Source organism: Empedobacter tilapiae (assembly GCF_004785645.1).
GTDB lineage: Bacteria > Bacteroidota > Bacteroidia > Flavobacteriales > Weeksellaceae > Empedobacter > Empedobacter tilapiae.
In genome coordinates this window covers 340,633-359,570 of the sequence record NZ_SRPE01000001.1, presented here as the reverse complement: position 1 = coordinate 359,570, position 18,938 = coordinate 340,633, and the positions used below count along the sequence as shown (strand labels likewise).

Below are 18,938 nucleotides of genomic sequence, written 5' to 3'. Positions count from 1 at the left end.
AAATATTTTTAGATTTGTCAGATAAAGTAGTCTAGATAGGACTACTTTTTTTTTATATATTCGCCTATTTATTAGATATTTAAAAAAGTAGGTATGGTATTTAAATTTACTCTTTCTCAAAAAGGAATGGTTAAAAATATTAATTTAAACATTTATGATGAAAGAGAGAAAATTGATTATAATTTTAGAACTTCACTAAAAATAAAAGAGGAGGATTGGGATAAAGAAAAACAACGTCCAAGAAATATTTATTTAAAAGAAAATAAAAAAATAAATAATAAACTAGATAATATAAAGAAAGAGCTTACTGAATTTGTTGATACAAAACTTAAGGATAAAAAATATTCTATACAACGAACTATATCAAAAGAAATTAAGAAAATATGTTCTCAAGAAGAACCTTTTTTTTCAGAAGGATCACTTTTATATTATATGAATTGGTACATTACTTCAAAAAGAGAACTTATTTCATTTTCAACATTTAAACGTTACAACGTTTTTTTTCGAATGATACAGAGATTCGAAGGATCGTCTTGTAAGGTATTGTATATAAGAGATATAGATTCAGATTTTATAAAAAACTTTGTGATATTTGGTAAAAAAGAAGAGTATAGTGAAAATACAATATACAGAACAATTCATTTTGTAAAGACAATTTTAAACTTTGCTGAAAGAAAAGGGATCAGAACAAATGTAAGAGAACTGGAAATGAGAAGAGAAGTGCAAAGAAGAAAGATTATAACACTTACCGAAAATGAATTGATGCAGATAAAATCTACAGAAGTTCCTGAAGATTTAAAGGCAGCCAAAGATTGGCTTTTAATTAGTTGTTATACAGGTCAACGTTTTTCAGATTTTATTAATTTTAATAATCTTCAATTGAAAAATATTGATGGAAAGAAATGCATAGGATTTGTTCAGAAAAAAACCAAAAAGAATATTTTGTTACCCCTTCATCCTACTGTTTTAAATACTATTTCTAGAAATGGAAATAATTTTCCTGAAATGATGGATATTCAACATTATAATATAGGAATAAGAAGAGTTGCGAAACTAGCGAATTTAAATGAATTAATTAAAGCTCGAAAAAGATTAGGACATAGAACTAAAGAGGTTGAAACGGAAAAATGGAAATTACTAAGTAGTCATATAGGTAGACGTAGTTTTGCGACTAATTTTTATGGGAAAATACCAACACCATTGTTAATGGAAGCAACAGGACATAGTACAGAAAAAATGTTTTTGAAATATATTAACATGGAAGACGCAAGTAGGGTTTTGTCCTTAGGAAATTATTTTGATAAAATGTATAAGGAACGAAAAGAAAACTAAAAAAAAGAGATTGTTATTTTTTATAACAATCTCTTTTTTAGTATATAATTAAGGTTTTCTAACGACAGGTAAAATTTCACCTTTTTCTAAGCAATATTTTTGAACATCTTCTGAAGAAATTTGTTTCGTGTAATCTACTTTTTCTACAATAAAACCAACATCTTCCAAACGTTTATAATAATCTAAACCATAGACACGAACATGATCGTATTGTCCAAATTTTTCTTTACGTTCTTCTTTTGTTGTAACCGTAGGATCTTCGTATGTAATATTTCGTTGATATGAAATTGGAACTTGCAGAATTCCCCATCCTCCAGATTTCATTATGCGAAATAACTCGCTCATAGCTTTGTGATCATCAGGAATATGTTCCAAAACGTGATTACAAAAAATGATGTCAAATGTATCATCACCAAAAGGTAAATCGCAAATATCTGCTTTTACATCTGCCAAAGGCGACTCTATATCACTTGTGATGTATTCTATGTTTTTCATTGCACGAAAACGCTTGATAAAAGATTGCTCTGGTGCAATGTGCAAAACTTTTGCCTTTTCAATAAAAAAAGACGTTTCATTTTTTAGGTACAACCACATTAAACGATGTCTTTCCAATGAAAAAGTTCCAGGTGAAAGCACATTATCACGCTGTTTTTCGTAACCATATGGCAATAAACTGTAATAACCTTGTCCATCAATTGGATCTACGAAACGATTTCCTTTCATAAACCAAACCAAAACTGGACGAATAATATAACTACCTTGAATCAACAATGGACGAGGTAGAATATTCATGATTTTTTTTAAAAGCTTTTTCACAAATTTTTTTAAAGTTTGAATAAAAAAGGTTTTTCTTCATCAGATACGATTCCTAATGCTTCGTAAATAAACTGATAAGTTGATAATAATTTTGGTTCACCATCTACAACACAAACATCATGTTCGAAATGAGCTGAATATTTATCATCTCTAGTTGTAACAGTCCAACCGTCAGGATGAAAGAAAACTTTTTCAGTTCCCATATTTACCATTGGTTCGATTGCTAAAACCATTCCTTCTTCAATTTTTTTACCTGATCCACGACGTCCATAATTCGGAACTTGTGGCTCTTCGTGCATTTTACGACCTAACCCGTGTCCCACTAATTCACGAACAATTCCGTAACCTTCTTTTTCACAATATTGTTGAATTGCAAAACCTATATCACCTACACGATTACCTTTTTTCATCTGTTCAATTCCTTTGAACATTGACTCTTTTGTGATGCGTAGTAATTTATCAGTTTCAGCATCTACTTCACCAACTGCAAAAGTATAAGCGTGATCGCCATAAAAATCGTTCATATAAACACCACAATCTACTGAAACAATATCACCTTCATTAAGAGGCTTATCGTTTGGAATACCATGAACGACTTGTTGGTTTGGAGAGATGCAAAGGTTTTTAGGAAAATCATACATTCCTAAAAATGCAGGATATCCACCGTTGTCGCGAATAAATTCGCCTCCTAATTTATCTAAATGGTTGGTTGTAACACCAGGTACTACTTCTTTGGCTAACATACCCAAGGTTTTTGAAACCAATTGAGCACTTAGGTACATTAGTTCTAATTCTTCTTTACTTTTTAAATGTATCATAATCCGAAAAATCCTCTTTTCTTTTTCTTCTCAGGAGCTTTTTGTCCATTATCATGTAAATTCAATTCAATCTTTTTTGTAATGATTTGATATACATCACTCCACCCTGGAAAACCACCTAAATTTCTATCGTCGATAAAGATATCAGCGTTTATTTTTCGACTTTGAGTATTTTTATCAAAATCTTCTCCTTCAAAACTGTTGTTAATTGCATAAAATTCAATACCATTGTTTTTACAAAATTCGACAGCTTCATCTAATGCTTTTCCACTTCTATAAGTCCATAATGTAAGTCGATAGCCGTCATTTTGTAATTGACGTAAAGTTTCAAAAGCAAAAATTTTTGCTTTCCCAATATCTGGGTACTTATCATCTACAATTGTTCCATCAAAGTCAACTGCAATAATCTTATTAATCATTATTATATTAAGTTAAAGTTAGTCTGTTGTTCTATTTATAATTATATTTCCAGTCATTTCAGTAGGAATTTTAATTCCCATTAATGTTAGAATTGTTGGAGCTATATCTCCAAGTTTACCATGTTCAACATTCCATTCAATGTTTTTTTGAGCTAAAATAAATGGAACTGGATTGGTCGTGTGTTGTGTATTTGGAGATCCATCTTCGTTCATCATAAAATCAGAATTTCCGTGATCTGCTAAAATAACAACATTGTATCCGTGTTCTAAAGCTGCATTTACAATTTTTTCTGCACAAGAATCTACCACTTCAGCAGCTTTTATTGCCGCAGACATTACACCTGTATGACCAACCATATCCGTGTTTGCGAAATTTAAACAAATAAAATCAGCCGATTCTTTTTCAATTTCGGGAACAATTGCATTTGTAATATCGTAAGCCGCCATTTCTGGTTTCAAATCGTAAGTAGCCACATCTCTTGGCGAAGCACATAAAATGCGAGATTCACCAATGAAAGGCTCTTCACGACCACCATTGAAGAAAAATGTTACGTGCGGATATTTTTCAGTTTCAGCAATACGGATTTGCTTTCGGTTAGTATTCGCAATAACCTCTCCCAATGTATTGACAATGTTTTTCTCATCAAAAATTACTGCAACTCCAGTATATGTAGCATCATATTCTGTAAGTGTGATATATTTTAGATTCAATTTATGCATTCCGAATTCTGGAAAATCATGTTGCGTTAAAACTTCTGTGATTTCACGTCCACGATCAGTTCTAAAGTTGAAACAAATCACGACATCATCATTCTCGATTTTAGCTTTTGGTTGACCATTTTCATCCGTTACGATAATAGGTTTGATGAATTCATCAGTTACGCCTTCATTATAAGATGCACGAATTGCTTCTAATGGATTTGTTGTTGTTTCGCCAACAGCATTCACCATTGCATCGTACGCTAATTTCACACGTTCCCAACGTTTATCACGATCCATTGCATAATAGCGACCAATAATCGACGCAATTTCTCCTGTTGATTTTGTCATGTGATTCATCAATTCTGTAATAAATCCTTCACCAGATTTTGGATCAGTATCGCGACCATCTGTAAAAGCATGAACAAAAACATTTTGTTGTAAACCTGATTGATTTGCTGCATCCAACAAGCCTTTCAAATGATTGATATGGGAATGTACACCTCCATCAGAAACTAAACCGATAAAGTGTACTTTTTTATTATTGTCTAAAGCATATTGAAAAGCTTCTTTTAAGATTGGTTCGTTTTGTAATGTTCCGTTTTCGACAGCCATATTGATACGAACTAGGTTTTGAAAAACTACACGTCCAGCACCTAAATTCATATGTCCAACTTCCGAATTTCCCATTTGTCCTTCTGGTAAGCCTACAGCTAATCCAAAAGTATCTAAAGTAGAATGTGGAAATTTTTCGAAACAACTGTCTATAAAAGGAGTATTAGCCTGAGCGATTGCAGATACAGCAGGGTTTGGTCCAATTCCCCAACCGTCTAAAATCATTAATATTGCTTTATTGTTCATTTGTTTTGTAATAATTTAGCCCAAAGATAAGCATTCTTTGGGCTTTTTTATGAGGTTTAATTTGCTACTTCACTAATGAATTTGATTCGCATTAATCTTAACTCTTCTTCATCGTAGTCGTCGCCAAATTCTTCTAATAATGATGACATTGAATCAGAATCAGCATCCATTAAGAAATCATAAATTTCTTCTTGTTGGTCTTCGTCTAAAACTTCATCAATATAATAATTGATATTTAATTTTGTTCCTTGATAAACAATACTTTCCATTTCAGAAAGTAAGTCGCTCATCGTCATGTTTTTGGCTTCAGCAACATCTTCTAAATTCATTTTTCTATCTGTTGATTGAATGATATAAACTTTGTGGCTTGATTTATCAGCAACTTGTTTAATAACCATGTCTTCAGGACGAATAATATCGTTATCTTTTACATACTGAGCTATAAAATCAACAAATTCTTTCCCAAATTTTTGTGCTTTTCCTTCTCCAACACCAAAAACATTTGTTAACTCTTTAACTGTTGTGGGATATTGCATTGTCATATCATCCAAACTTGAATCTTGAAAAACTGCAAATGGAGGAATTTGATGTTTTTTAGAGATTTTTTTACGTAAATCTTTCAATTGTTTCAATAAAACATCATCAAAAGCAACTGGAGCAGAAGACGTTTCTTCTTTATCAAAGCTACCTTCTGATAATAATTTTTTGAAATCAATATCTTCGGCAATTTCAAAAGAAGTTGGTTTACTAATGAAATCTTTTCCTTCTTTGGTGATTTTTAAAACACCATAGGATTCGATTTCTTTTTCTAATAAATTACGGACAATTAATTGACGCAAAATAGATTTCCAATAATAATCTTCTTTCGCTTTTCCTATTCCAAAGAAATCTTCAGAGCTCAAATTATATGATTTTGTAATAGAAGTTTCTTTACCAACTAAAACATTTACAACATCATTTAATTTTAATTTTTGATTTGTTTTCTGAACAACATTTAAAGCAATTACTGCATCATCTTTTGCCTCAATCATTTTTTTAGGATTGCGCATATTGTCATCCATATTTGCGCCTTCACCATTTTTATCGTCAAATTCTTCTCCAAAATAATGTAACAAGAATTTACGACGAGACATTGAAGTTTCAGCATAAGCAACAACTTCAGAAAGTAATTGCATTCCTACTTCCCGTTCTGCAACAGGCTTACTTGCTAAGAATTTTTCTAATTTTTCGATATCTTTATAATCATAGAAAGCAATACAAACACCTTCGCCACCATCGCGACCTGCACGTCCGGTTTCTTGGTAATAACTTTCTAAAGATTTTGGCATATCGTAATGCATCACAAAACGTACATCAGGCTTATCGATTCCCATTCCGAAAGCAATTGTAGCAACAACAACACTTGCATCTTCCATCAGAAACATATCTTGATGTTTGCTACGTGTTTTGGCATCTAAGCCTGCGTGATAAGGAATGGCATTGATTCCGTTTACTTGTAAAAGCTGTGTGATTTCTTCAACTTTTTTACGGCTCAAACAATAAATAACACCAGATTTACCATCATTTTGTTTTATAAATTTGATGATTTGTTTGTCTTGATCAACCTTTGGACGGATTTCGTAAAATAAATTCGTACGATTGAAAGAATCTTTAAAAACTTTAGCACTTTGCATTCCCAAAGTTTTCTGAATATCTTCTTGTACTTTAGGTGTTGCAGTTGCGGTTAAAGCAATAATTGGTGCATCTCCAATTTTATTGATAATTGATTTTAGATTACGATATTCTGGTCGAAAATCGTGTCCCCATTCTGAAATACAATGCGCTTCATCAATTGCAAAAAAAGAAATTTTAACCGATTTAAAGAAATCGATGTATTCTTCTTTTGTCAAAGATTCGGGTGCAACATATAACATTTTAGTAACACCTTCTTTAATATCCGTCATAACTGTTTTTGTTTCTGACTTGTTTAAAGAAGAGTTTAATACGTGAGCAATTCCATCATTTTCAGAAATTCCACGTATAGCGTCTACTTGATTCTTCATTAAGGCGATTAAAGGTGAAACAATAATCGCGACTCCATCTGACATTAATGCCGGTAGTTGATAACATAAAGACTTACCTCCGCCAGTTGGCATCAAAACAAATACATCTTCTTTATTCAATAAGCTTGTAATGATTTCGTGCTGCTGTCCTTTAAATTGGTCGAAACCAAAATATTTTTTTAGGTAAGATGTTAAGTTTTTCGAAGTGGCTTCCATCTACACAAAAGACTAAAATTAATATTATAAATTAAATAGTTCCTATATTTGATACCTCTAAATATACACAAAATTTTTTATATAATTGAGTGATAATAAAAAAGGGGAGTAAAAGTACGAAAAAAATTAAAAATAGACAATAGAAATTTTATTGTGGGAAATTCAGAATTAATACAAATAGCGCAAGGTGTTTTTCGAGAAGAAATTCAAGCGCTTGAAGCAATAGCTTCTCGTATTAGCGAGTCTTTTGTTGATGCGGTAAATGCGATATATAACACGAAAGGAAAATTGGTTGTTGTTGGAGTAGGAAAAAGTGCACATATTGCAAATAAAATTGTTGCAACCTTAAATTCTACAGGAACTCCCAGTCAATTTTTGCATGCTACAGAAGCCATTCATGGCGATTTAGGACTTGTAAGACCAGAAGATGTAGTAATTTGTATTTCGAAAAGTGGAAATACGCCAGAGATTACTTACTTGGCTCCAATTCTTAAACAATATGCTTCTGTTTTGATTGGATTGACATCAAACTTGAAATCAGAGTTAGCTAAAAATTCTGATATAGTTTTAGATGTTAATATTGATAGAGAAGCTTGTCCTGTTAATTTAGCGCCTACAACTTCTACAACTGCTCAATTAGTTATGGGAGACGCTTTAGCAATTGCTTTAATGAAAATGAGAGAGTTTACGCAAAATGATTTTGCTAAATTTCATCCTGGAGGAGCTTTAGGGAAGAGACTTCTATGGACAGTAGAAAATATTGTTGATCCAGAAAGAAAACCTTTTGTACATCCAAATTCTTCAATTACAGAAGTGATTAATTCATTAACGTCAGGTCGCCATGGAATTACAGTTATTTTAGATGATGATAAAATTGTAGGTGTGATAACAGATGGAGATTTACGTAGAATGCTATTAAATAATGAAACTTTTAGTCATTTAATGGCAAAAGATATTGCATCAATGAGTCCTAAAACAATTCATAAAACTGAGAAAGCTAGAGAAGCTTTGGCTATTTTACGTCACAATAGTATTGGACAATTAGTTGTAGTCGATGAAGAAAATCATTACTATGGAATTCTAGATATTCACTCAATTCTTAATGAAGGAATAGAATAAGCGTATGGCAAAAAGTTCAACATCAAATATGTCTTTTTTAGCTCACGTTGGTGAATTAAGAGGACATTTAGTTCGCTCTATTTTAGTATTAATCATAACTTCTATTGCTGTTGCAATTTATTGGGATGAATTAGTAGAGTATGTGATAATGGCACCTTTAAAATCTACATTTCCAACTTTTGATATTTTTAATCAATTTGGAGAATTTACTGGATTTGGAAAAATATATACAGAATCGTTTGATATATCAAAAGATCTGACCAATTTAAATCCTTCAGGACAAATTACATCTCAGTTTTTTGCAGTAATTGTTTGTGGAATAATTCTAGCGATTCCTTATATTATCTATGAATTATGGAGATTTGTAAAGCCAGCTTTAAAAGAATCTGAAAGAAAGTATGCTGCATTTACAATTTTTGCGGTTACATTTTTCTTTGTTTTAGGAGTCTTATTTAGTTATTATATGTTGTTACCATTATGTACGCAATTTTTGTTTACATATGATCCATTTGGAGTGGGAAATACTTGGACATTGCCTAGTTATATAGATTTGTTTGTTCAGTTATTATTATCAATGGGAGTTATGTTTTTGATGCCAGTTTTTGTTTACTTCTTAACAAGTATTGGTATTCTTACACCAAAATTTTTAAAAGAATATCGTAAACATGCATTTATAGTTGTGTTAGTAATTGCTGCAGCAATTACTCCAAACGATGTATATAGTATGGTGTTAGTAACAATTCCATTATGGTTATTGTATGAACTAAGTGTATTAGTTTCAAATTCAGTTTACCAAAAACAATTGAAATCGAAAAGCAAAGACTTAGTAAAGAATTAACAATGTTATGCTTGCATAATAAAATAAATTAGTTATTTTTACATAAAAGAAAAAGTAAACACAAAATTATGAAGATATTAGTTTGTATTAGTAGTGTACCAGATACTACAGCAAAAATCAACTTCACAGCTGACGGGAAATCATTTGATAAAAATGGCGTTCAGTTCGTTATTAACCCACATGATGAGTTTAGTTTAAACAAAGCAGTAGAATTACAAGAAAAACAAGGAGCTACTGTTACAATTTTAACTGTTGGTGATGCAACTGTAGATCCAGTAATGCGTAAAGCTTTAGCTGTTGGTGCGAATGATGGAATTCGTATTGATGCTGATGCACGTGATGATTTCTTTGTTGCAACACAAATCGCAAAAGCTGCTAAAGATGGTGGTTTTGATTTAGTATTGACAGGAAAAGAATCAATTGATTATAATGGAGGTTCAGTTCCAGGATTAGTTGCAGCAATGTTAGATTATGGTTTTGTAAATGGATGTATCGGTCTAGATATAGAAGGTTCTTCTGCAAAAGCTGTTCGAGAAATTGATGGAGGAAAAGAAACTGTAGAAGTTGCTTTGCCAGCTGTTATCGCAGGACAAAAAGGATTGGTTGATGAAGCTGCATTAAGAATTCCTAATATGCGTGGAATTATGCAAGCACGTACAAAACAAATTAATGTTGTTGCGGCAGAAGCAACTGAAACTAAAGTTGAAGTTGTTGGTTATGTAAAACCTGCTGAAAGAGGTAACGTAACATTAATCGACAAAGACAACGTAGCAGAATTGGTAAGATTATTACACGAAGAAGCTAAAGTAATCTAATTTATTCACCTAAAAAGAAATTAAAAAATGGCAATTTTTGTATACGCAGAATCACATGATGGAAAATATAAAAAAGCAGGATTAGAAGCAGTTTCTTACGCGAAAGCTACAGCTGATGTTGCTGGAGAAACTGTTACAGCAATCGTTTTTGGAAATGCTGCTGCTGACGAATTATATAAATATGGAGCATCTAAAGTAGTTAAAGTTGATAATGCAGCTTTAGCAAAATTTGATGCAAATTCTTACGCAAAAACTTTGGCTGAAGTTGCTCAAGGAAATGTTGTGGTTTTACCATCGACAAACGAAGGAGCTACGATAGCACCAGTTTTAGCATTCAAAACAGGAGCTTCTTTAGTAACAAATGTAGAAAAAGCACCAACTGCAGTTTCTCCATTTACAGTTGCACGTAAAGCATTTTCTGGGAAAGGAGTGGAAACTGTTGCAGTTTCAGGAAAAGTTGTAGTTACAGTTTTACAAAACGCATTCGGAGCAAAAGAAAACGCAGTTTCTGGTTCAGAAGAATCAGCTTCAGTATCAGTTTCTGATGCAGATGCAAAAGTAAAAGTTGTTTCAACAGAAATGGCTTCTTCTGATAAAATCGATTTAAAAGAAGCTGATATTGTAGTTTCTGCAGGTCGTGGAATGAAAGGTCCAGAAAACTGGGGAATGATCGAAGATTTAGCAAAAGTTTTAGGAGCTGCTACAGCATCATCTAAACCAGTTGCTGACATTGGTTGGAGACCTCATGCTGAGCACGTTGGGCAAACAGGAAAAGCAATTGCGCCAAATTTATACATCGCAGTTGGTATTTCAGGAGCTATTCAGCACTTAGCTGGAGTTAATGGATCTAAAACAATTGTTGTAATCAACAATGATCCAGAAGCGCCTTTCTTTAAAGCAGCAGATTATGGAATTGTAGGTGATGCTTTTGAGATTGTTCCTAAGTTAACTGAAGAGTTAAAAAAATATAAAGGTCAAGCTTAACATTTTAAGCTTATAAATTTAATCCGAATCACTTAGATGATTCGGATTTTTTTTATTCATTAAAAAAAGATTAAATATTCATCAGTTTTTCATAGATTTACGCCCAAATGGACAATTTAATTAGATTAAATATTAAAGGAATATCTTACAGTCAAACTCAAACGGGAGCATATGCTTTGATTTTAGAGGAAAATGTAGGAGGAAGAAAGTTACCAATTATTATTGGGAGCTTTGAGGCACAATCAATCGCACTAGCTTTAGAAAAAGATATTAATCCACCTCGTCCATTAACTCACGATTTGTTTATCTCGTTAGGAAAAGAATTTCATCTAAATGTTGATTCTATTTATATTTATAAATTAGAAGATGGTGTTTTTTATTCGAATATTGTTTTTGTGAATGATGATGGACAACGTGCCGAGATTGATTCGAGAACTTCTGATGCAATTGCATTAGCTGTTCGTTTCAATGCACCTATTTATGCCTATGATAATGTTGTAGAAAAAGCTGGAATTCATTTAGACGTTATTGAAGAAGAAGAAAATATACGTCGAGCAGCAAATGACTTTGAAGATGATTTGGATATCTTAGCTGGTTTAGAAAGTGATTTGTCAGATGTCAATGAATATGATGGTTGGACAAAATCTGAACTTGAATCCGAGATGGAAAAAGCTGTGAAGAATGAAGATTACGAATTAGCAGCACGCCTTCGTGATCAAATCGAAAACATGGGAAACTAATAACTATTTCAAATAATTATGTCTGTAAAGCTTAGACTTACAATCATGAGTTTCCTTGAGTTTGCGGTATGGGGAGCATACCTAACCTCTATGGGAAATTACTTAGGATCAGTTGGATTAGGTCCAAAAATTGGTCTTTTTTACGCGATGCAAGGTATTGTGTCGATTTTTATGCCCGCGATAATGGGTATTGTAGCGGATAGATGGATTCCTGTACAACGTTTGTTGGGATTGAATCATTTATTAGCTGCACTTTTTATGTTTGCAGCAGGTTATTATGGAATGACAGCTGGAAACAATGTAGATTTTACAACAATCTTCGCACTTTATTCGGTTAGTGTGGCGTTTTTTATGCCAACAATAGCCCTTTCTAACTCAACAGCCTACACAATTTTAAAACAAAATAACTTAGACACAATCAAAGCTTTTCCTCCAATCAGAACGTTTGGAACAGTTGGTTTTATTGTAGCGATGTTATTTGTTAATTTCTCTGGATTTAAAGACGGTGTTTTTGGATTTAATTTTTCAAATGATCCAACATTCGTAAGTTTTCAATCCAATTATTATCAGTTCTTTGTATCTGGATTTTTAGGAGTTATATTGTTTTTATACAGTTTCTTACTACCTAATTGTCCTGTCAACAAAAGTTCTGAAAAACAATCTATTTCTGATGCATTTGGTTTAAAAGCTTTTGCATTATTTAAAGATAGAAAAATGGCAATTTTCTTTATCTTTTCTATGCTTTTAGGTGTTTCTTTACAAATCACAAATGGTTATGCAAATCCATTTATCACAACGTTTAAGGATATTCCAGATTATGCCAATACGTGGGGAGCAAGTAATGCAAATGCTTTAATTTCTTTATCTCAAGTTTCTGAAACATTGTGTATTTTATTAATTCCTTTCGTGTTAAAACGATTCGGAATCAAAATCGTAATGTTGATGGCAATGGTAGGTTGGGTTTTACGTTTCGGATTATTTGGATTAGGAGATCCAGGATCTGGCGTTTGGATGTTTATCTTATCAATGATTGTTTACGGAATTGCTTTCGATTTTTTCAATGTATCAGGTTCATTGTATGTTGATAAAGAAACAAACGAAGAAATCCGTTCTTCTGCACAAGGAGTTTTTATGATGATGACAAATGGTTTTGGAGCAACAATCGGAATGTTAATTGCGCAATATATCGTGAATCATTTAGTGTATAGTCAAACTGATTTGACATTACAATTAGAAGGGTGGAGACATTCTTGGTTCATCTTTGCAGGTTATGCATTAGTCGTTACTATATTGTTTGCAATTGTGTTCAAATACAAACACAATCCAGACGAAGTGAAAGATGTAAAACATTAAGGTGTAAAAAATATAAAATTAAAAAGCAAGAATTTTGGTTCTTGCTTTTTTTATATATCTTTATAAAATCTAAATAAAATGTTAAAGAAATAAATTTATGAATGAACAACCTGACCAAAATCTAAAAGAATTAGAGAATGGAACTCCACCTGATAATAATTTAGTTTGGGCAATTTTATCTACAGTTTTATGCTGCTTACCATTAGGAATTGTTTCTATAATAAAAGCTACAAATGTAAATTCATTATGGGCACAAGGACAATATGATGCTGCTAGACAAGCAGCAGTTGATGCAAAAAAATTTGCAATATGGAGTGCAATATCTGCTGTAATTCTTTGGATAGTTGGTTTTATTATTTATTTTGTATTTTTTGCAATGATTTTAGCTGGAGCTGCAGCAAATAGTAATGGATATTAAAAAAAGAAATAGAATAATAATAAAAATATGCTCCATCTTACTATTAAGTGGAGCATTTATTTATTACTTTTTTTTTAATAATCCTTCTGATAAAGGGACAGTTTTTTTACGCTGTCCATCGAATTTTATTTTCGGTATTAATTGTCCTGGATGTGGTTCTCAGCGAGCAATACATCATTTATTACATTTTGATATTTTAGAAGCGTTAAGATTTAATGCTTTACTTACAATTATGTTTCCGTTTATTATTTACATAACACTAATTTGGTTGTATAATTTTATATTCGAAAAAAAAATTAGAATCAAATTATTTTATAACAATAAATTCGTCTGGACATTATTTTTTCTAGTAATTGTTTATGGAGTTATTCGAAATATTAATATTTATCCTTTTACCTTAATTACTCCTCCGTAATTTTTTTATACGTCACAAATGAGTAAGCATACGGATGTTTTTCATCTTTTTTGAAATCTTCTCGTTCTACTTCTTCCCATTCGTCCGAGTCAATTTCTGGAAAATAAGTGTCTCCATCAAATTCGTGATGAACTTCTGTGATGTACAAAACATCTGTAAATTCCATCGCTTGTTTATAAATATTTCCACCACCGATAATGTAAATATCATCATCAATTTTTTTCGCAGCTACTATTGCTTTTGATAAAGAAGAAGCAATTTCGATACCTTCTGCATTCCAATTCTGATCTCTTGTTACAACAATATTGGTACGATTTGGTAAAGGTCTACCCAATGATTCAAATGTTTTTCGTCCCATAATAATAGGATGTCCAGAAGTTAAACTTTTGAAATGTTTCAAATCATTTGGTAAATGCCAAATCAAATCGTTTTTTGCACCAATTACGTTGTTGCTTGCTTTTGCTACTACAATGTTTATCATAAGTTATAAGGTAAAAAAAGCTATCCTCTTGCAAGGATAGCTTAACAAATATAATAATTTTAGTGAATTATTTCATTTTATTTATTGCATCTTGTAATTGCTCCACTTGTTTTGCAATAGTTGCAGATTTAATTGTTTTTGTAGCATTCGTTTTCACTTGCAATGCTTTTTCAGCCATCATTTTTATAGCTTGGCTTGCCTGCGGGTTTTGCTCTTTCAAGTATGGATAATAGCGCGAATATGTTTTAGCAATTTCAGCTGTTGCATCTGGTGTATCATTGTTCATAATCCAATTGAAAGCTTGTTCAGCAATTTTTCCTTTTTCTGGATCTTGGAATTTTACGAATTCATACATCGCCGCAGATTCCGAAATTAAAGCTGCTTTATCCAATTGGTTATTTTTAATCCAAGTCGGAACTAATGCCATTGCTAAATCTGGCGAACCTTTAATCACTTCATTATCAAGATTAGTTGTTAAGTCATTAATTTTTGAAGGATTATTTTTTAAGATTCCAGTTAATGAAGCTCCTTGAACACTAAACGATGGACTTTTTGAAGCTTTCTCGAAAATTGTTGCATCATAAATATTGGCATCATTCAAAGCACTTAAAGCAGCTGCTTGAACCAATGTTTTAGGATCGTTAGAAGCTAATTGTTTTAATTTTGATGAAGCTTTATCTACAATCGTTTTTGATTTTGTATCCAATTTATGAATCGCATAAATTCTTAATCCATCAAATGAATCATCTAACGCATTAATTAACGCATCAGCCGCTTTTGGATTAGTTGCTTGTGCATTTGCCATTGCCTCAATCGCTAATAAACGCGTCGTATAATTTCCTTTTCCAGCTTTGTATTGCGCAATAAAATCTTCAACAGGTTTTTTATCGTCGATATCTGCTAATAAAACTTGATCCGCATTTGGAATAACGACATCAGGTTTTTGGTTTGAAGCAAATTCGAAAACAGTTTCGGCTTGTTTTGGAACCCAAACTTGTTGACGTGTTGTTTTTCCATTTTCTACAATATCAATTGCAAAAGGGAATTCAAATAATTTTGAAGCATCTTGACGAACAACAACTTTTACTTTTTTCTTCGCTGAAGAATAATCTGAAACAACAGTTAATTTTGGATGACCATTTTCGTAATACCATTGGTTGAAAAACCAGTTTAAATCACGACCAGAAACTTCTTCCAAAGCCAAGCGTAATTGTGCAGATTCAGCTTTTCCGTATTCGTTATCTTTCAAATATTTGTTCAAACCTTTGAAGAACGCATCATCTCCTAAGAAATTTCTCAACATATGTAAGATGATTCCACCTTTGTTGTATGAAACACCATCAAACATGTCTTCGCGAGAATTGTAATGAACTCGAACCAAATTTTTCGTTGGTCCATCACCTTGTTTATAGCCAAACATTTCGTTGTAACGATGTTCGTCCGCTTTCTCTTTTCCGTATTTATATTCAAACCATAAATATTCAGAATAATTAGCAAAAGATTCATTCACTGTTAAATTTCCCCAACTTTCTGCCGTTACTAAATCTCCAAACCAGTGGTGAAATAATTCGTGGGCAATCACATATTCAGCCGTATTTTCATCGACTAATTGACCAGCTTTTTGCTGAACACCATCATGGAATAAAGAAGCTGTTGTGTTTTCCATTGCTCCAGAAACATATTCGCGAGCCGTCATTTGAGCATATTTGTCCCAAGGATAAGGATAGTTTAATTTATCAGAAAAAAACTGAATCATTTCTGGCGTATTACCAAAAATTTGCTTCGCAACATCTTTATATTCTGGCTCTACGTAATAATCAACATTGATATTTTTCCATTTGTCATTGATGACTGCATAATCTCCAATCCCGAAAAAGAATAAATATGGTGCATGTTTTTTATCGAATTTCCAATAATCAGTTTTTGTTCCGTCCGAATTTTTCTTCGAAGATTTCATTGTTCCATTTGATAATGAAACATATTTATCAGGATATGTTAACGTGATTTCTTGCGATGTTTTTTGATTTGTTTTATCAATTGTCGGGAACCAACAAGAAGAAGATTCAGTTTCGCCTTGTGTCCAAATTTGAGTTGGATAATTTGGTCGTTCACCTTTTGCATTGATAAAATAAACACCTTTTGCATCGTTTATCGCTAAACTTCCTTCTTGTTTTACTTCGTTCGGACGCGCTGTATACTTGATGTAAAGTGTATATTCTTGATCTTTTTTGTATTCTTTATCTAAATCGATGACTAATTGTAAATCATCATATTTATAATTTAATTTCTTTTTTGTAGCACCATTTACCAAAGCAACTTCGCTAATCAACATTGCTTTAGCGTCTAATGTAACTTTGTTTGTAGCATAGAAATGTGGTTTCAATGTTACCCAAGCTTCACCTAAAACGTGCTCTTTTGCATAATCAAATTTAAGGTCCAATTTGGTATGAACAAGATTATTGATACGTTCTGCTTCTGCACGATAAATATCTAATTTGTTCGTTTGGTTTTCGTTGTAGCTCGGTGGTGGTGTCATTACTTGTGCATAAGTAAGACTTGATATAATAAAGGCTGATGAAAGCCAAAGAATGCGTTTTTTCATCGTAAAATTTTATTTCTATTGGTTAATAATTTTCTCGAAAAGTTACAAAAAAAGCCTCCAATTTGGAGACTTTAAGTATATTTTATGATTAAACTGCTACAATTCCTTTAATATGAGGATGAGCTTGATAATTTTCTAATTCAAAATCTTCGTATGTAAAATCAAAAACGTCTTTTACATTCGGATTGATTTTCATTATTGGTAATGGAAAAGGTTCACGCGTTAATTGTAGTTCAACTTGTTCGAAATGATTTTTGTAAATATGAGCATCTCCAAACGTATGTACAAAATCTCCAACTTCTAAATTGCAAACTTGCGCAACCATCATTTGTAATAATGCATATGACGCAATGTTGAATGGAACGCCTAAGAAAATATCTGCACTACGTTGGTACAATTGCAACGATAATTTTCCATTATTTACATAAAACTGAAAAAATGCATGACATGGAGCTAAAGCCATTTGATCTAATTCTCCAACATTCCAAGCAGAGACTATAATTCTACGTGAATCAGGATTATTTTTTATTTGGTCAATTGCAACTTTAATTTGGTCAACAACTTCTCCATTTGGTTTTCCCCATGAACGCCATTGATGCCCATAAACAGGTCCTAAATCACCATTTTCATCAGCCCATTCGTTCCATATTCTTACACCATTATCTGTTAAATATTTGATATTAGTATCACCTTTCAAAAACCACAACAATTCGTAGATAATCGATTTTAAATGTAATTTCTTAGTCGTCACCAAAGGGAAACCTTCCGACAAATCGAAACGCATTTGGTAACCAAAAATACTTTTAGTTCCTGTTCCCGTTCTGTCTTCTTTAAAAGCGCCTTCTGCTAAAACCTTTTTACATAAATCGTGATATTGTTGCATTTTGAGTATATTTAACCTTTCAAATTTAGTGATTTTTTTTAGAATGAAAATTAGTTTAATTCTTACAATTTTAGTGCTTTTTATGTTTTTTGCTTCGTATAGCAAATCAGATTTTGGACGAAAAATTGCACAACATTTTTATTTCCAAACCTTATTTAATGTTATTTTGGTGGTTGTTTTTGTGTCCAAAATCATTCATCTCAAACTAAATTTAATCTCAATGATTTCGCTAATTGTCATTGGTTGCATGTTGTATATGAGCTTTCCAAATTATTTACAACAATTGAGAAGAAGGATTGGTAAATAGTTACGTATAATTTTTTTATCTTTGCATTTATGAAAAACGAAGCAGGAATTTTTGGTTTAAGACCAGTAATAGAAGCGATTGAAGCAGGGAAAACAATCGACAAAATTTTTATTCAAAAAGGTTTACAAGGAGAAATTTTTTCAGAATTGAGAAAATTAATCACTGAATATGAAATTCCTGTAAGTTATGTGCCTTTAGAAAAACTAAATCGTTTTACTGGAAAAAATCACCAAGGTGTTTACGCATTCGTTTCTCCAATTGAATTTGATTCAATCGAAAATGTATTACCTCAAATTTGGGAACAAGGAAAAACGCCTTTTATTTTGATTTTAGATCGTGTTTCTGATGTTCGTAATTTTGGTGCAATCGCTCGTACTGCAGAATGTGTTGGTGTTGATGCAATTATTATTCCAGCAAAAGGTTCGGCTTCTGTAAATGCAGATGCAATCAAAACTTCTACAGGAGCGTTGTATAATATTCCGGTTTGTAAAGAAGGAAATTTAGTGAATGTTATTAAATATTTACAATCGGCTGGAATCTCAATTTTTAGTGCTTCTGAAAAATCAGCTGAATTTATTTACGATGCAGATTTCTCTGTTCCTGCAGCTATTGTCATGGGAAGTGAGGAAGATGGAGTTTCGGATTCTATTATTAAAATTTCAGATAAAATTATTAAATTACCTATGGCTGGGCAAACTGCTTCATTGAATGTTTCTGTTGCGGCTGGAGCGATTTTGTACGAAGCTGTTCGCCAAAGAATGTTACAAGATTTATTTTAAA

The 18,938-nt window shown here is 32.1% G+C and carries 18 protein-coding genes; 10 read left to right on the top strand and 8 right to left on the bottom strand.

Features of this window, described 5'->3' with window-relative positions; all coding sequences use genetic code 11:
• The first annotated feature begins 93 nt into the window (after window positions 1-93).
• On the top strand, window positions 94-1,332 hold the full coding sequence (locus tag E4J94_RS01675) for a tyrosine-type recombinase/integrase (protein ID WP_135834163.1): 1,239 nt from the start codon (window positions 94-96) through the stop codon (window positions 1,330-1,332).
• Window positions 1,333-1,380: 48 nt separating this feature from the next.
• Here E4J94_RS01675 and E4J94_RS01670 read toward each other — a convergent pair whose 3' ends face one another.
• Genes E4J94_RS01670 through recQ form a run of 5 tightly spaced genes read right to left on the bottom strand, consistent with a single transcriptional unit; the run spans window position 1,381 to window position 7,203 of the window.
• The gene (locus E4J94_RS01670; protein ID WP_135834162.1) at window positions 1,381-2,124 is read right to left on the bottom strand and encodes a class I SAM-dependent methyltransferase; all 744 of its coding nucleotides are present in this window, start codon (window positions 2,122-2,124) and stop codon (window positions 1,381-1,383) included.
• A gap of 32 nt (window positions 2,125-2,156) precedes the next feature.
• Window positions 2,157-2,966: a type I methionyl aminopeptidase gene (gene map, locus E4J94_RS01665; protein ID WP_135834161.1), complete on the bottom strand. Its 810-nt coding sequence runs from the start codon at window positions 2,964-2,966 to the stop codon at window positions 2,157-2,159.
• Entirely contained in the window at window positions 2,963-3,385 is a 423-nt protein-coding gene (locus tag E4J94_RS01660; RefSeq protein ID WP_246034230.1) for a BT0820 family HAD-type phosphatase, read from the bottom strand. The genes map and E4J94_RS01660 overlap by 4 nt, the downstream gene beginning before the upstream one ends.
• Before the next feature lie 18 nt (window positions 3,386-3,403).
• Window positions 3,404-4,945: a 2,3-bisphosphoglycerate-independent phosphoglycerate mutase gene (gpmI, locus tag E4J94_RS01655; protein ID WP_135834159.1), complete on the bottom strand. Its 1,542-nt coding sequence runs from the start codon at window positions 4,943-4,945 to the stop codon at window positions 3,404-3,406.
• A 56-nt stretch (window positions 4,946-5,001) separates the two neighbouring features.
• Window positions 5,002-7,203, bottom strand: coding sequence for a DNA helicase RecQ (recQ, locus tag E4J94_RS01650; protein WP_135834158.1), 2,202 nt, complete (start codon window positions 7,201-7,203; stop codon window positions 5,002-5,004).
• 153 nt (window positions 7,204-7,356) lie between these two features.
• Here recQ and E4J94_RS01645 point away from each other — a divergent pair, with 153 nt between their 5' ends.
• The 8 genes from E4J94_RS01645 to E4J94_RS17960 all read left to right on the top strand — a co-directional run bounded on the left by E4J94_RS01645 (window position 7,357) and on the right by E4J94_RS17960 (window position 13,885).
• Window positions 7,357-8,322, top strand: coding sequence for a KpsF/GutQ family sugar-phosphate isomerase (locus tag E4J94_RS01645; RefSeq protein ID WP_135834157.1), 966 nt, complete (start codon window positions 7,357-7,359; stop codon window positions 8,320-8,322).
• Between the two features lie 4 nt (window positions 8,323-8,326).
• The gene (gene tatC / locus E4J94_RS01640; protein WP_135834156.1) at window positions 8,327-9,160 is read left to right on the top strand and encodes a twin-arginine translocase subunit TatC; all 834 of its coding nucleotides are present in this window, start codon (window positions 8,327-8,329) and stop codon (window positions 9,158-9,160) included.
• A gap of 68 nt (window positions 9,161-9,228) precedes the next feature.
• The gene (locus E4J94_RS01635; RefSeq protein WP_135834155.1) at window positions 9,229-9,975 is read left to right on the top strand and encodes an electron transfer flavoprotein subunit beta/FixA family protein; all 747 of its coding nucleotides are present in this window, start codon (window positions 9,229-9,231) and stop codon (window positions 9,973-9,975) included.
• A 27-nt stretch (window positions 9,976-10,002) separates the two neighbouring features.
• A complete protein-coding gene (locus tag E4J94_RS01630) occupies window positions 10,003-10,959 on the top strand; it encodes an electron transfer flavoprotein subunit alpha/FixB family protein (protein WP_135834154.1) in 957 nt (318 codons plus the stop codon).
• Between the two features lie 107 nt (window positions 10,960-11,066).
• On the top strand, window positions 11,067-11,699 hold the full coding sequence (locus E4J94_RS01625; protein ID WP_135834153.1) for a bifunctional nuclease family protein: 633 nt from the start codon (window positions 11,067-11,069) through the stop codon (window positions 11,697-11,699).
• Between the two features lie 18 nt (window positions 11,700-11,717).
• Window positions 11,718-13,052, top strand: coding sequence for an MFS transporter (locus E4J94_RS01620; protein ID WP_135834152.1), 1,335 nt, complete (start codon window positions 11,718-11,720; stop codon window positions 13,050-13,052).
• Window positions 13,053-13,149: 97 nt separating this feature from the next.
• Window positions 13,150-13,470 carry a CD225/dispanin family protein gene (locus E4J94_RS01615; protein ID WP_135834151.1) on the top strand — a complete coding sequence of 107 codons (321 nt, stop codon included), beginning with the start codon at window positions 13,150-13,152 and terminating at the stop codon, window positions 13,468-13,470.
• A complete protein-coding gene (locus tag E4J94_RS17960) occupies window positions 13,460-13,885 on the top strand; it encodes a DUF2752 domain-containing protein (protein ID WP_135834150.1) in 426 nt (141 codons plus the stop codon). Before E4J94_RS01615 ends, E4J94_RS17960 begins: the two co-directional genes overlap by 11 nt.
• Here the strand turns inward: E4J94_RS17960 and E4J94_RS01605 are convergent.
• The 3 genes from E4J94_RS01605 to E4J94_RS01595 all read right to left on the bottom strand — a co-directional run bounded on the left by E4J94_RS01605 (window position 13,872) and on the right by E4J94_RS01595 (window position 17,851).
• Window positions 13,872-14,366 (bottom strand): dihydrofolate reductase, encoded by a 495-nt coding sequence (locus E4J94_RS01605; protein ID WP_135834149.1) that lies wholly within the window; start codon window positions 14,364-14,366, stop codon window positions 13,872-13,874. The two genes, E4J94_RS17960 and E4J94_RS01605, sit on opposite strands and share 14 nt — an antisense overlap.
• A gap of 67 nt (window positions 14,367-14,433) precedes the next feature.
• A complete protein-coding gene (locus E4J94_RS01600) occupies window positions 14,434-16,968 on the bottom strand; it encodes a M1 family metallopeptidase (protein ID WP_135834148.1) in 2,535 nt (844 codons plus the stop codon).
• 88 nt (window positions 16,969-17,056) lie between these two features.
• Entirely contained in the window at window positions 17,057-17,851 is a 795-nt protein-coding gene (locus tag E4J94_RS01595; RefSeq protein WP_135834147.1) for a thymidylate synthase, read from the bottom strand.
• Window positions 17,852-18,187: 336 nt separating this feature from the next.
• Here E4J94_RS01595 and rlmB point away from each other — a divergent pair, with 336 nt between their 5' ends.
• Window positions 18,188-18,937 carry a 23S rRNA (guanosine(2251)-2'-O)-methyltransferase RlmB gene (gene rlmB / locus E4J94_RS01590; RefSeq protein ID WP_038332636.1) on the top strand — a complete coding sequence of 250 codons (750 nt, stop codon included), beginning with the start codon at window positions 18,188-18,190 and terminating at the stop codon, window positions 18,935-18,937.
• Window position 18,938: the final 1 nt, after the last annotated feature.